The organism is Aestuariivirga sp. (assembly GCF_044239095.1).
Lineage (GTDB): Bacteria > Pseudomonadota > Alphaproteobacteria > Rhizobiales > Aestuariivirgaceae > Aestuariivirga.
Window position 1 is genome coordinate 1 of the sequence record NZ_JBIICB010000117.1, and the last position, 12,183, is coordinate 12,183.

Consider the following 12,183-nt stretch of genomic DNA (forward strand, 5'->3'; position numbering starts at 1 on the left):
GCCATCCACCACGCCTGCGGAGCCCGCCTCACGCGCACGCCCGCGACGCCGGACAGGGTGCTGGCCGCCATCAAGGCACGCGCTGCACCATGAGCCGCATGGAAGCGCGGATGCTTCCCGATGGCCGGAGGCTCCACCTTCATGACGGACCCATCGACCTGATCATCGCTGCCGAGGGCGAACGGGAGGAGGCCTTCGCCGCTGCCCAGTCCCGCTTCGCAACTGTGCTGGATGAACTCGCCGCCGAGTTACCGCTGCTCCGTCAGCCGGTGGGTCTGGAGCCTCGCGGCCCCACCGCCTGCCGCATGTGGCGCGCGGCACGGCGTCTCGCGGACCTCGGCTTCATCACGCCGATGGCCGCCGTCGCAGGCTCCGTGGCGGAGGAGGTGCTGGACGCGATGACCGCCGCCGCAACGCTCTCCCGCGCCTTCGTCAACAATGGCGGCGACATCGCGCTCCACCTCGCGCCCGGCACATCCTATGACGTTGGCTTGGTGAACCGGCCGGACCGGCCCTCGCTGTTTGCGTCCGCGCGCATCGCCGCCGCCGATTGCGTGCGTGGCATCGCCACCAGCGGCTGGCGCGGCCGCTCCTTCTCGCTCGGCATTGCCGATGCTGTCACCGTGCTCGCGGAGCGCGCGTCAATTGCTGATGCGGCGGCAACCGTCATCGCCAATGCGGTGGACCTGCCGGGCCATCCGGCGGTGACGCGTGTTCCCGCGCAGGCGATCCAGCCTGAGAATGACCTTGGCGAAAGGCCCGTCACCCGCGCCGTGGGCGCGCTGGCCCCGAATGAAATTGCCGCCGCACTTGATGCTGGTGTAGCCTTGGCGCAAAGGCTGGTGGGCGAGGGGCGCATCACCGCCGCGGCGCTTCATCTTGCGGGCGAGACCCGCATCGTGGGCACAGGTTTTGGGAGGGTTGATGCCGGACGTGAAGGTGAGGAAATTCCTCGTCTCGGTGGAGGAGATCCATCATGAGGGCGGCCCGCCCGCTAAAATCCCACAGCGCCGCGGCGCAGTCCTCGCGGTGATTGAGAACCCCTATGCCGGGGCCTTCCACGAGAACATCCAGCCCTTCATGGAAGACCTGAAGCCGCTCGGCCTGGCGATGGCCCGCAAGCTGCTCGATGCGCTGGGGGGTGACCCTCAATCCATCGAGGGCTATGGCAAGGGCGCGATCGTCGGCGCGGCGGGGGAAGTCGAGCACGCAGCACTGTGGCATGCGCCCGGCGGCTATTCGATGCGCGAGGTGCTGGGCGGTGCCAAGGCCATCGTGCCCTCCACCAAGAAGCTGGGCGGCCCCGGCACCAGGCTCGACATTCCCGTCACCCACATCAACGCCTCCTACGTCCGCAGCCATTTCGATTCGATCGAGGCTGGCGTGCCGGACGCGCCGAAGGCCGATGAGATGGTGGTGGCCCTGGTGATGACCACGGGTCCGCGCGTGCATGCCCGTGCCGGCGGCCTCGCGGTGGCTGACGTCAAGGGCGAGGATGGGCTGAGATGAAGGCCAGAATCCGCAAGATCATGACCGTGGTCGATGAAACGCTGAGCGAGCAGGGCCGTGAGGTCTCGCCTGCCATCCGCCGCGCCGCCGCCATCGCCGTCATCGCCAATCCCTTCGCAGGCACCTACCAGGAAGACCTCTCGGAATTGATCGAGCTGGGCGAGGAGCTGGGCGGGTTACTGGCGGCGCGCGCAGTCGCCGCACTCGGCATTCCGGGTGATCAGGTCGAAAGCTATGGCAAGGCCGCCGCCGTGGGCGAGAACGGCGAACTCGAGCATGCCGCGGCGATCCTCCACCCCAAGCTCGGCCAACCCTTCCGCAAGGTGCTGGGCAAGGGCGCGGCCCTCATTCCGTCTTCCAAGAAGCGCGGCGGCCTGGGTGTCGTCCTCGACATCCCACTGGGCCACAAGGACGCGGCCTTCGTCCGGAGCCATTTCGACGGCATGGAAGTGCGCATCACCGATGCGCCGCGTGCCAATGAGATCATGGTCGCCGTGGCCGTGACGACAGGCGGCCGGCCTTTGCCGCGTGTCGGCGGCCTCAAGGTTTCGGAAATCAAGGGCGAGGACGGATTGCGCTGATCACGCCGCCGTCCTGGCGCTCCTGCGGTTGGCGATGAGGTTCCGGAACATGATCCGGCCCATGCGCTCGATCTTCGGCATCTGCGGCTTTGATTGTGCCTTGACCCGGTCATAGGCCTTGGGGCCCATGGCCTGCTCGAGCCATTCGAGATACTGCGGGATATGCGCCCAGCGCTCGATCAGGGCCGGGGTCAGCTCGCCATGGAACTGCGTGGCCAGAATGTCCTGGCCGACGGACATGATCTGCACCGGGCTCACCTGCGAGGAGGCGAGAACCTCAGCACCCGCCGGAACCCTCGTCACCTCGGCATGATGCCACTGCATGACCTTGAAGGAGGGCGAAAGCCCCCGCATCATCGGGTGGCCGAGGCCCAGCGCGTTGAGGTCCACCGTGCCGAAGCCAACCTCCGGCGCCCTGGCCAGTCCCACCTCGCCGCCCAGTGCCTTGGCCAGTAGCTGCAGCCCGAGGCACACGCCCATGAAGGGCCGGTTGCGTGTCCACGTCCACTCGCGCACTGCCGCGATCTCGTCTTGCAGCCAGGGGTACTGGGTGGTCTCCCAAACATCCATGGCGCCGCCCATGACGAGCAGGAAATCATAGGGGGCAAGCGACGGGATCGCTTCCCCCCTGTGCAGCATCACGACGTCGAGCTCGGCTCCCTCCTCGGCGAGGAAGCTGCCGAACAGGCCGGGCGGTTCGTCGTCCATGTGCTGGAAGGCCAGCGCGCGTCTGATCATGGCATGTCCCTCAGGGAATCTTCGAGTGCGCGCACATAAGCCCTTGTGCGTGATTCACAAGTCCGAATTTGCTGCAGCATTGCCTTATGCAGGAATTGCGAAGAAACTGTTGCAGTCATGACACTTCCGCGAATCCTCCTCACCGCGCTCCTGCCATTTGCCGCGGGTTACTTCATGTCCTACCTGCTGCGCGCGGTGAATGCGGTCGTGGCCCCGGACCTGGTGAGCGACCTGAGCCTCTCGCCAGCCGAACTGGGATTGCTCACGGCGGCCTATCTCGGCGCCTTCGCGCTGTTCCAGCTGCCGCTCGGCGTGCTGCTGGACCGCTATGGGCCGCGCAAGGTGCAGGCGGGTCTTCTGAGCATCGCCGCGCTGGGCTGCCTCGCCTTCGCCTTCGCGGGCGATTTCCTCGGCCTCTTCGCCGCGCGCGCCATGATCGGCCTCGGCTTCTCGGCAGGCCTGATGGCGAGCTACAAGTCGTCCGCCACATGGGTCCCGGTCGAGCGCCGCTCGCTCGCCAACACGGCGATCATGTCGTTTGGAGCGCTGGGCCTCGTGGTGGCGACGGAGCCCACGCAATATCTCGTCGCGCTGATTGGCTGGCGCAATGCCTTCGTGATCTTCGCCGGGCTGATCATGCTGGCGGCAGTTTTCATCCTCGCGGTGGCCCCCGCCAAGGACACGGTGGGCGAGCCGGCGCCGCTGGGGCAGCAGTTCGCGGAGATGCTTGCCATCCTCAGGACGCCGCTGTTCTGGCGGCTGGCGCCGCTCTTGGGCCTCACCTCCGGCGTGCAGATCGGCGTGCAGACCCTGTGGGCCGGCCCCTGGCTGCGCGACGTGATGGGCCTGACGCGGGAGGAGGTGGGCCGCCACCTGCTCTATATGGCGGTGGCCTTCATGGTGGGCATCTTCTCGGTGGGCCTCATCGCCGACAGGCTGGGCCGCCGGGGCATCGGGCCGATGCAGGTGATGCTTGGTTTCATCGTGCTCTACCTGCTGGCGCAGACTCTCATCGTGTTCCAGGTTGATGGCCTGATGTTCCCGGCCTGGCTGGCGGTCGCAGCCTTCGGGCAGGTCGCCGTACTGGCCTTTCCATGGTTCGCCGCGCGGATCGGGCGTGAGCTGGCGGGCCGCGCCAATGCCACGATCAACTTCTCGATGTTCGTCGTGGCCTTCGCCGCGCAATATCTGGTGGGCATCGTGATCGGGCTGTTCCCGGCCACCGGAACGGGCTACAGCCCGGAAGGCTACAGTTGGGCGCTGGGGCTGTTCCTTATCGCGCAGCTCCTCGCGCTGGCCTGGTACCTCGCCGCCGCACCGCACAGGAACACCACATGACCAATCCCGTGATCGCTGAAATCACCCGCGGCGGCATCGTCGAAAGCCGCCACCGCGGCGCCTTTGCGGTGCTGGATGCCACGGGCCACGTCGTGTCGGCTGAAGGCGCCATCGCTGCGGCGGTCTATCCGCGATCGGCCGTCAAGGCCTTCCAGTGCCTGCCCGTGGTCGAGAGCGGTGCAGCAGACCGTTTCGGCTTCACGGACGAGGAGATCGCGCTCTGCTGTGCCTCGCACAATGGTGAGCCTGATCACCTGCGCGTGGCGCGCTCCATGCTGGCCAAGGCCGGCAATGCGGAGAGTTCTTACGAATGCGGCGCGCACTGGCCCTATCATGAGGCCTCGCGGGTCGCACTCATCCGCGCGGGGGGTGATCCGGCACAACTGCACAACAATTGTTCCGGCAAGCATGCCGGCATGCTGGCCCTGGCCCGCCAGCTCGGTGCCGATCCCCATGGCTATGTAAACCCTGATCACCCCGTGCAGCGCCAGATCGCCACCACCATGGGTGCGCTCTGCGACGTGGATCTCGATGCGCAGCCCTGCGGCACGGACGGCTGCTCCGTGCCCACCTGGGCCATGCCACTCCGCAACCTCGCCCTTGGCTTCGCCCGTTTCGCCAACCCGGATTTCGCGGCAGCCCGGCGCATCATCGCGGCGGTGCGCGCTCACCCCTTCATGGTGGCGGGCTCAGGCGATTTCGACACGCTCATCATGCAAGCCGTGCCGCGCGTCTTCGTGAAGACCGGGGCCGAGGGCGTCTATTGCGCCTGCATTCCCCACGCCGGCCTCGGGATTGCCCTCAAATGCGACGACGGTGCCGCGCGTGCCGCGGAGGTTGCCATCGCCTCAGTCCTGGCCGGGCTCGATGTCTGGACAGCAGAGGAGAAGTCGACACTGGATGGCTTCCGCCACCACCCGCTCCTCAACTGGCGCAGGCGCGAGGTGGGCGAGGTGCGGGGCTGGAGACTGTGAACGGGCCGCTCACTCCGCCGCGCGCTGTGCATAGCCGAGCCTGAGGTTCAGACGGTCGAGCAGGGCGAGCGCCGCATCGGGGATCACGGTGCCGGGCGGGAAGACGGCGGCCGCGCCCATGTCGAGAAGCGTCTGCACATCCTCCGGCGGGATGACGCCGCCCACCACCACCATGATGTCGGAGCGGCCTAACCCATCGAGCGCCGCCTTCAGCAGCGGCACGAGGGTGAGATGGCCCGCCGTCAGCGTCGAGACGCCCACCGCATGCACCTTTTCCGCGACCGCCATTTTCGCCACCTCTTCCGGGGTTGCGAAGAGCGGGCCGATCGTTACGTCAAAGCCCATGTCGGTGAAGGCGGAGGCGATCACCTTCTGGCCGCGGTCATGGCCATCCTGGCCGACCTTGGCAACGAGCAGTGTCGGCGCGCGGCCATCCGCCTCGCGGAAGGCGGCTGCCGCGTGGCGCACCCGCTCGATCCTGTGCTGGTCCTTCGGCGTTGCCGCATAGACGCCCTTCACCGCGCGGGTCACCGGCGTGTGGCGGTTGAACACTTTCTCGAGCGCCAGCGAGATTTCGCCCACCGTCGCCTTGGCGCGCGCCGCATCGACGGCGGCGGCGAGCAGGTTGCCCTGGCCCGAGCGCGCCACTTCCGTGAGCTTCGCCAGAAGGCCCTGCGCCTCCGCCTCGTTGCGCTCGGCGCGGAGCCTCTGCAGCTTCTCGATCTGGCGGGCGCGCACGGCGGAATTGTCGACCTTCAGGATGTCGATCTTGGCATCGCCCGCGGCCTGGTACTTGTTGACGCCGATCACCGCCTGCTCGCCGGAATCGATGCGCGCCTGGGTGCGGGCCGCTGCCTCCTCGATGCGGGCCTTGGGGATGCCGGCCTCGATGGCCTTGGCCATGCCGCCCATGGCCTCGACCTCCTCGATATGGGCCCATGCCTTCTGCGCAAGGTCTGCCGTCAGGCGCTCCACGAAATAGCTGCCGCCCCACGGGTCGATCACGTTGCAGGCGCCTGCCTCCTGCTGCAGTAAGAGCTGCGTGTTGCGCGCGATGCGGGCGGAGAAATCGGTGGGCAGCGCCAGCGCCTCATCCAGCGAATTGGTGTGCAGCGATTGCGTGCCGCCCTGGGTTGCCGCCATCGCCTCGATGCAGGTGCGCGTCACATTGTTGAACACGTCCTGCGCGGCAAGACTCCAGCCGCTCGTCTGGCAATGGGTGCGCAGGCTGAGCGAGCGCTCGTCCTTCGGGTCGAAACGCTTGATGAGCCTGGCCCAGATCATGCGCGCCGCGCGCATCTTGGCGACTTCCATGAAGAAGTTCATGCCGATGGCCCAGAAGAAGGAGAGCCTGGGCGCGAACTTGTCGATGGGCAGGCCCGCCTCCACGCCAGCACGCGCATATTCGAGGCCGTCGGCCAGCGTATAGGCAAGCTCGAGGTCCGCCGTCGCGCCCGCTTCCTGCATGTGGTAGCCGGAAATCGAGATCGAGTTGAACTTCGGCATCCGCTCGGACGTGAAGCGGAAGATGTCGGACACGATCTTCATCGACGCCTGCGGCGGATAGATGAAGGTGTTGCGGACCATGAACTCCTTGAGGATGTCGTTCTGGATGGTGCCTGCCAGCTTCTCTGGCGGAACACCCTGTTCCTCGCCCGCCACGATGTAGAGCGCCATGACGGGCAGCACGGCGCCATTCATGGTCATCGACACCGTCATCTGGTCGAGCGGGATGCCGTCGAACAGCGTGCGCATGTCATAGATCGAATCGATGGCCACACCCGCCATGCCGACGTCGCCCGCCACGCGCGGGTGGTCGGAGTCATAGCCGCGGTGGGTGGCAAGATCGAAGGCGATGGACAGCCCCATCTGCCCCGCCGCCAGGTTGCGGCGGTAGAAGGCGTTGGAATCCTCCGCCGTGGAGAAGCCCGCATATTGCCGGATCGTCCAGGGTTGCGTCGTGTACATGGTGGGGTAGGGCCCGCGCAGGAAGGGCGCGATGCCGGGCCATGTATCGAGGAAGTCGATGCCCGCCATGTCCTCCGGGCCATAGGCGCTTTTGACGGGCAGGCCCTCGGGCGTCAGCCACTCATGGCCTGGACTTCCGTCCACGGATGATGGCGCGAAGGCGATCGTGGAGAAGTTCGGGATGCGGCTCATGACAGGGCCTCCGTCTCGGGTGCGTATTCCGCCTTCAGGGGGTAGGCCGTGGTGCCGATCACCGGCAGGCTCGCGGAAGAGTCCGCGCGCGGGGCCGGCCAGTCTCCCGCCTCGGCATTCTGGAATATGCGCCATGCCTTCTCGCACAAGGAATGCGTATAGGTTTCGATAAAGCCCGCGCCCGATGCCGGGTCGGCCACGCGCCAGAGGTTCGATTCCTCCGCCAGCACCGTCTGCACATTGCGCGCCACCCTGCGGGAGAACGCATTGGGCAGGCCTTGCGCCAGCGAGAAGGGCAGGACGGTGATCGAGTCAGCCCCGCCCAAGCCAGCGCCAAACACGGCTGACGTGGCGCGCAGGATGTTGGTGTGCGGGTCGCGCGTGGCCATCATCCGCCAGGAGGTTTCCGCATGCAGCTTCAGCGGCGCATCGGGCAATCCGGCGGCCTGCAGCACCCTGCGCCACATCAGCCGCATGGCGCGGAACTTGGCAAGCGTTGCGAACATGTCCTGCGTGGCGGCTAGCGTCACGCTGACCGCGCGGGAGAGATGCACGTCGTTCAAGCCCTTGAGCGCGCGGAGTGTCGCCACCGCCGTGGCAAGGGTTGCACCAAGCTCTTCGGCCTCTGTTGCACCCGCTTCGTGCCAGGTGCGGCCATCGGCTTCCATGTAGGGCCCGGCATAGCCCAGCCGCGCCAGTTCTGCCGCCTCCGCCGGGCCGGTGAGTGCGAAGGACACGTCGAGGCGTTCCGGGTCGATGGGCTGCGCCGCGATCAGGTCCGCGAGCGCCAGCGATGCGCCGCCCTCGATCTTGAGGGCAATGGCGTGAAGATGCACGCCCTGCAAAACGCGGGCGAGCCGCGCCTTGTCGATGCCGAAGCCGCGCGCCGTTGCCGCCTCGCGCGTGACCAGCACAAGGCCCGTCGCGCCATTTGCAAGGTCATCGAGGGCGATGTCATTGGCGCGCACGGCGTCCGGGTGGTCCACCCGCTGGAACAGCGTCCACGGCGCCTGGCGCGGGCGCTGGGCGCGAGGGCCCGCCTGCTGGCCGTAAAGGGGCTCGAGCCTGATGCCATCCGCGGTGCTACGCACGAGTTTTTCCTCGAAGGATGCGCCCTTCAGCACCGCCTCCACCCGCTTCATCCAGCCCGCCCGGCCAAGGTCCGGAAATTCTGCCGCCAGTGTCAGGTCACTCATGCTTACCCAGTCTTTTCTGTATGCAAGACGTCTAGCGAGAACCGCACGCTGCCGCAAACCGCCCTTTGTCTAATCCGCCGCGCCGGGCGCCACCGCCACGCCATCCGCCATCTGGTCGGAAGGGTGGAGAACCACCATGTCTCCCGCGGCAAGCCCCGCCTTCACTTCGGCGAGCGCGCCGTTGCGGCGGCCAAGTTCCACGAGGCGCAGTTCGGCCCGGCCATCGGCCACCACATAGACAGCCCAGTCGCCGCCCTGGCGGAACAGTGCCGCCACGGGCACCGCCACGAGGTTCTTGCCCTCCCAGACGGTGATCCGCGCCACAACACGGAAACCGTCGCCCAATGCGTCCTGGCCTTCCGTTCCGTTGAGATCCAGCACGACCGCCACCCGCTGCTCCTCAATGCCCAGGGCGGAGATCTTCGTCACCGCGGATGGTTCGACGCGCTGCACCGTGGCGGGCAGCGGCGGCCCGCCCCAATTGTCGATCAGGGCTTTCGCGCCCGGTCTGATCTCCACCGCATCGCGCGAGAGCACGTCCACCACGATCTCGACGTCGCCGGGGTCGCCGATCTCCATCAGCGGCGTGCCTGCCGGCACCACTTGCTCGCTCTCGGTCAGCACGCGCAGGATGCGGCCGGTGACGGGCGCCCTGATCTCCGTGCAGCAGGAGCCCTCGCTTGATCCGTTTTCGATCAGCGCGGCCTCTGCCCGCTCCAGCTCCTTCTGGCGCACGTCGAGTGAAGCCCTGGCGCTGTCGAGTGCCGCTGCCGCGGTCGAAACGTCGAGCCGCGCCTTGTCGAGGGCGCGGTCGGAAATGGTGCCCTGGCGTGACAGGCGCTCGGCGCGGTCGAGTTCGGTCCGGATGAAGGTGAGTTGCGCCTCTGCCTGCTTCACCTCCGCCGCCGCCAGCCCGACGCTGGCGCGCGCGGAGGCCGCCGCGGCTTCCGCCACCCGCTTCAGGCGCGCATCCAGCAGCCCCGGCGCTGCCGGCCGGAGCGACACGACCACCGTCTCGTCCTGCACCACCGCGTCTCCGGGGTGAAGGTCGATGCGCAGCACCTGGCCGGTGATGGGTGCGGAAACGGTGAACATCTCTCGGATGCGGCTTTTTCCCTCCTCCTCGACAGCAACGCTGATGTCGCGCAGCGCAATCGTGGCGGTCTCCACCGCGAGCGGCCGCGGCCAGAAGGCCCAGGCGAGCCCCGCCGCGACGGGGAGCAGAAGTGCGAGTGTTGTCAGCCGCCGCAGCATGTCATTCCCTTGTCTTCAGAACTTCGATCATGTCAAGGCGGTCGATCCTCCGGCGCACCACGAGGCCGGAGACCGCTGCAGCGCCAAACACCACGAGGCTCGCCCAGGCGAAGACCTCCCGGTTGACGACGAGCGGCACGCGGTAGAGCTCAGTGCGGAAGCCCTCCGCCATCAGCAAGGCAAAGCTGTAGCCGATGAGCCAGCCCAAAGGCTGTGCGAGGATCACCACGACCGCGAGTTCGCCCAAGAGAAGGGCCGAGACCTCGCCCTTGGTGAAGCCCAGCACCCGGAGGCTCGCCATCTCGCGCCCCTGCTCGGACAGCGAGATGCGCGCGAAGTTGTAGACGACGCCGAATGCGATAATGCCCGCCAGCACGGCATAGACCGTGATCATGATGGTGACGTTCTGCGCCAGCGTCTCGCGGAACTTCTGGAGTGCGGCATATTGGAGCGCGATGAAGCTCGCGGCGGGCGTAGCCTTCAGCACGGCAAAGAGTTCATCGCGCTTTGCCATGTCGAGGCCGAGGTAGACGCCCGAGATCACGTCGCCCTCTTTCAGCATGCGGTTCATCGCATCGAGGTTCATGTAGGCGGTCAGCCCGATGAAGCCGGTGATGATGGCGGAGACCGGCTGCATCACCGTCTGCCGCCGCCCTTCGAGGATCTGCACCTCGACCTCATCGCCGATGCGGAGTTTCAGCACCCGCGCCAGCGCGTCTGAGATCACCAGCCCCTCGCGGGGCAGCACCACGGGCCGCAACTGACCGTCGAGCACGCGGGAGAGTTCCGCCCCATCCGTCTTGCCGGTGAGCGAGACGCGCCGCTCCACCGGCCCATGGCGCAGCTTCACCGCAAGCGCGCGGAAGGGCTCTGCCTGAATGACGCCGGGAAGCCTTTGCGCCTCGAACAGTGCGCTCATGGGCTTCAATTCGGTGAAGGTGATCGATGCGTCCTGCCGGTCGCTCTTGCGGAAGGTCACGTCGATCATGTGGTCGATCGAGCCGAAGGACCAGAGCGAGCCCACCAGAATTGCCACCGCCAGCGCCATACCTAAAATGCCGCTCAGCGTGCGCAGCGGCCAGTGCGTCAGGTGCCGCATGACGATGACGCTCGACTGCCGCACGAAGCGGGAGAGGTCGACCAGCCCCCCCAGCACCTTGCGGTAGCGCTGCGGGGCAGGCGGCGACATGGCAACCGCGGGCGACAGCCACGCCACCTCGCGCACCGCCTTCACCGCACCCAGCAGCGCCGCCGCATAGGTAGCGCCCACGGCGATGCCATAAACGGCGGGATTTCGCGAAAACACCAGGAAGGGAAAGCTGAAGAACTTGGCATAGAGCCTGGTCATCCCCGTGCCGAGCCAGGTGCCCGCCACCACGCCGATGATGATTCCGGCAAGCGCGATCAGCGTCACGAAGCCCGCATAATGCCTCACCACCGCGAGCGAGGAATAGCCCATGGCCTTCAGCAAGCCGATCTGCTCGCGCTCCAGCGCGATGAGCCGGGACAGCGTCATGTTCACGAGGAAGGCCGAGACGAGAAGGAAGATCGGCGGCAGGATGCGGCTCATGGCGCGCAGCTGCTGCAGCTCCGCGTCGAGGAAGGCATGCGACAGCTGGTCCTTGCGCGTGTAGGCGCCAAGCCCGCCATAGCGGTCCAGCATGCGGTCGAGGCTGGCGATCACATTCTCAGCGTTACTCCCCCGCACCAGCCGGAGTGAGACTGAGTTGAACGCGCCGTCGAGGTTATAGGCGGCGGCCAGCACCTTTTCCGGCATGTAGAGGATGCCGAAGCGCCGCTCGTCCGGCATCAGCGCGCCAGGCCCCAGCGCATAGACGAATTCGGGCGACAGTGCCGTGCCGGTGATGCGCAGGTCACGCTGCTGGCCATTGATCAGCACACGAATGGTGCCGCCCTCGGTCAGGCCATGGGCGCGCGCGAAACCTACGCTTGCCACCGCCTCGGTCCCCGTCTCCGGGTCAGGCAGCCTGCCAGAGCGGAGGTAGATGCGGTTCAGCGATTGCTCGCGGTAGTCCGGCAGCGAGACGAGCCTCACGGAGGCAGGCTCCGCCATGCCGGGAAGATCAGCCAGGGCGATCTCCTCGATCCGGGTTTCAACCGCCGAGACGCCGTCAATGGCGGCGATCTCCGGTTTCAGCGCATTGGGTGCGCGGGTGAGGCCGGCGAAGACGTCGGCGAAGCGGTTCGATTCGTAATGGCGCGCGCGTGTCGTCTCGAGCGAATCATGCGCACCCACGCCGAGGATCAGCGTTGCCACACCCGCCGCCATGACGAGTGCGATGGCCAGCGCCTGCGGCCACAGCCGCTTGAGGTCGCGCAGAAGCTTGATGTCGAGCACGCGGATCACCAGCTCACCTCGGAGGGCTGCTTGCGGCTCGTGTTGCGCTGTTCAGACGCGATGGCGCCATTGGC

At 67.1% G+C, this 12,183-nt stretch carries 10 protein-coding genes; 5 read left to right on the forward strand and 5 right to left on the reverse strand.

Going from position 1 to position 12,183, the window contains the following annotated elements:
- Positions 1-89 precede the first annotated feature (89 nt).
- Genes ACILRA_RS11950 through ACILRA_RS11960 form a run of 3 tightly spaced genes read left to right on the forward strand, consistent with a single transcriptional unit; the run spans position 90 to position 2,090 of the window.
- Positions 90-980, forward strand: coding sequence for a UPF0280 family protein (locus ACILRA_RS11950; RefSeq protein ID WP_395662325.1), 891 nt, complete (start codon positions 90-92; stop codon positions 978-980).
- Positions 925-1,509 (forward strand): amino acid synthesis family protein, encoded by a 585-nt coding sequence (locus ACILRA_RS11955; RefSeq protein WP_395662326.1) that lies wholly within the window; start codon positions 925-927, stop codon positions 1,507-1,509. The genes ACILRA_RS11950 and ACILRA_RS11955 overlap by 56 nt, the downstream gene beginning before the upstream one ends.
- Positions 1,506-2,090 carry an amino acid synthesis family protein gene (locus ACILRA_RS11960; protein ID WP_395662327.1) on the forward strand — a complete coding sequence of 195 codons (585 nt, stop codon included), beginning with the start codon at positions 1,506-1,508 and terminating at the stop codon, positions 2,088-2,090. The genes ACILRA_RS11955 and ACILRA_RS11960 overlap by 4 nt, the downstream gene beginning before the upstream one ends.
- Here the strand turns inward: ACILRA_RS11960 and ACILRA_RS11965 are convergent, their stop codons facing one another.
- Positions 2,091-2,828, reverse strand: a complete 738-nt coding sequence (locus ACILRA_RS11965) for a type 1 glutamine amidotransferase (RefSeq protein WP_395662328.1) — start codon at positions 2,826-2,828, stop codon at positions 2,091-2,093.
- A gap of 117 nt (positions 2,829-2,945) precedes the next feature.
- Here ACILRA_RS11965 and ACILRA_RS11970 point away from each other — a divergent pair, with 117 nt between their 5' ends.
- Positions 2,946-4,166: an MFS transporter gene (locus ACILRA_RS11970; RefSeq protein ID WP_395662329.1), complete on the forward strand. Its 1,221-nt coding sequence runs from the start codon at positions 2,946-2,948 to the stop codon at positions 4,164-4,166.
- Entirely contained in the window at positions 4,163-5,140 is a 978-nt protein-coding gene (locus ACILRA_RS11975; RefSeq protein WP_395662330.1) for an asparaginase, read from the forward strand. Before ACILRA_RS11970 ends, ACILRA_RS11975 begins: the two co-directional genes overlap by 4 nt.
- 9 nt (positions 5,141-5,149) lie before the next feature.
- Here the strand turns inward: ACILRA_RS11975 and scpA are convergent, their stop codons facing one another.
- The 4 genes from scpA to ACILRA_RS11995 form a co-directional block, all read right to left on the reverse strand.
- Positions 5,150-7,300, reverse strand: coding sequence for a methylmalonyl-CoA mutase (gene scpA / locus ACILRA_RS11980; protein WP_395662331.1), 2,151 nt, complete (start codon positions 7,298-7,300; stop codon positions 5,150-5,152).
- Complete coding sequence (locus ACILRA_RS11985; RefSeq protein WP_395662332.1) at positions 7,297-8,496, reverse strand: methylmalonyl-CoA mutase family protein; 1,200 nt, start codon at positions 8,494-8,496, stop codon at positions 7,297-7,299. The genes scpA and ACILRA_RS11985 overlap by 4 nt, the downstream gene beginning before the upstream one ends.
- 69 nt (positions 8,497-8,565) lie before the next feature.
- On the reverse strand, positions 8,566-9,750 hold the full coding sequence (locus ACILRA_RS11990) for an efflux RND transporter periplasmic adaptor subunit (protein WP_395662333.1): 1,185 nt from the start codon (positions 9,748-9,750) through the stop codon (positions 8,566-8,568).
- A gap of 1 nt (position 9,751) precedes the next feature.
- On the reverse strand, positions 9,752-12,118 hold the full coding sequence (locus ACILRA_RS11995; protein WP_395662334.1) for an ABC transporter permease: 2,367 nt from the start codon (positions 12,116-12,118) through the stop codon (positions 9,752-9,754).
- Positions 12,119-12,183 lie beyond the last annotated feature (65 nt).

Excerpts from the sequence above, each read along its gene's own strand:
- ACILRA_RS11950 (WP_395662325.1), top strand. The coding sequence starts at position 90 with ATGAGCCGCATGGAAGCGCGGATGCTTCCCGATGGCCGGAGGCTCCAC.
- ACILRA_RS11955 (WP_395662326.1), top strand. The coding sequence starts at position 925 with ATGCCGGACGTGAAGGTGAGGAAATTCCTCGTCTCGGTGGAGGAGATC.
- ACILRA_RS11960 (WP_395662327.1), top strand. The coding sequence starts at position 1,506 with ATGAAGGCCAGAATCCGCAAGATCATGACCGTGGTCGATGAAACGCTG.
- ACILRA_RS11965 (WP_395662328.1), bottom strand. The coding sequence starts at position 2,828 with ATGATCAGACGCGCGCTGGCCTTCCAGCACATGGACGACGAACCGCCC.
- ACILRA_RS11970 (WP_395662329.1), top strand. The coding sequence starts at position 2,946 with ATGACACTTCCGCGAATCCTCCTCACCGCGCTCCTGCCATTTGCCGCG.
- ACILRA_RS11975 (WP_395662330.1), top strand. The coding sequence starts at position 4,163 with ATGACCAATCCCGTGATCGCTGAAATCACCCGCGGCGGCATCGTCGAA.
- scpA (WP_395662331.1), bottom strand. The coding sequence starts at position 7,300 with ATGAGCCGCATCCCGAACTTCTCCACGATCGCCTTCGCGCCATCATCC.
- ACILRA_RS11985 (WP_395662332.1), bottom strand. The coding sequence starts at position 8,496 with ATGAGTGACCTGACACTGGCGGCAGAATTTCCGGACCTTGGCCGGGCG.
- ACILRA_RS11990 (WP_395662333.1), bottom strand. The coding sequence starts at position 9,750 with ATGCTGCGGCGGCTGACAACACTCGCACTTCTGCTCCCCGTCGCGGCG.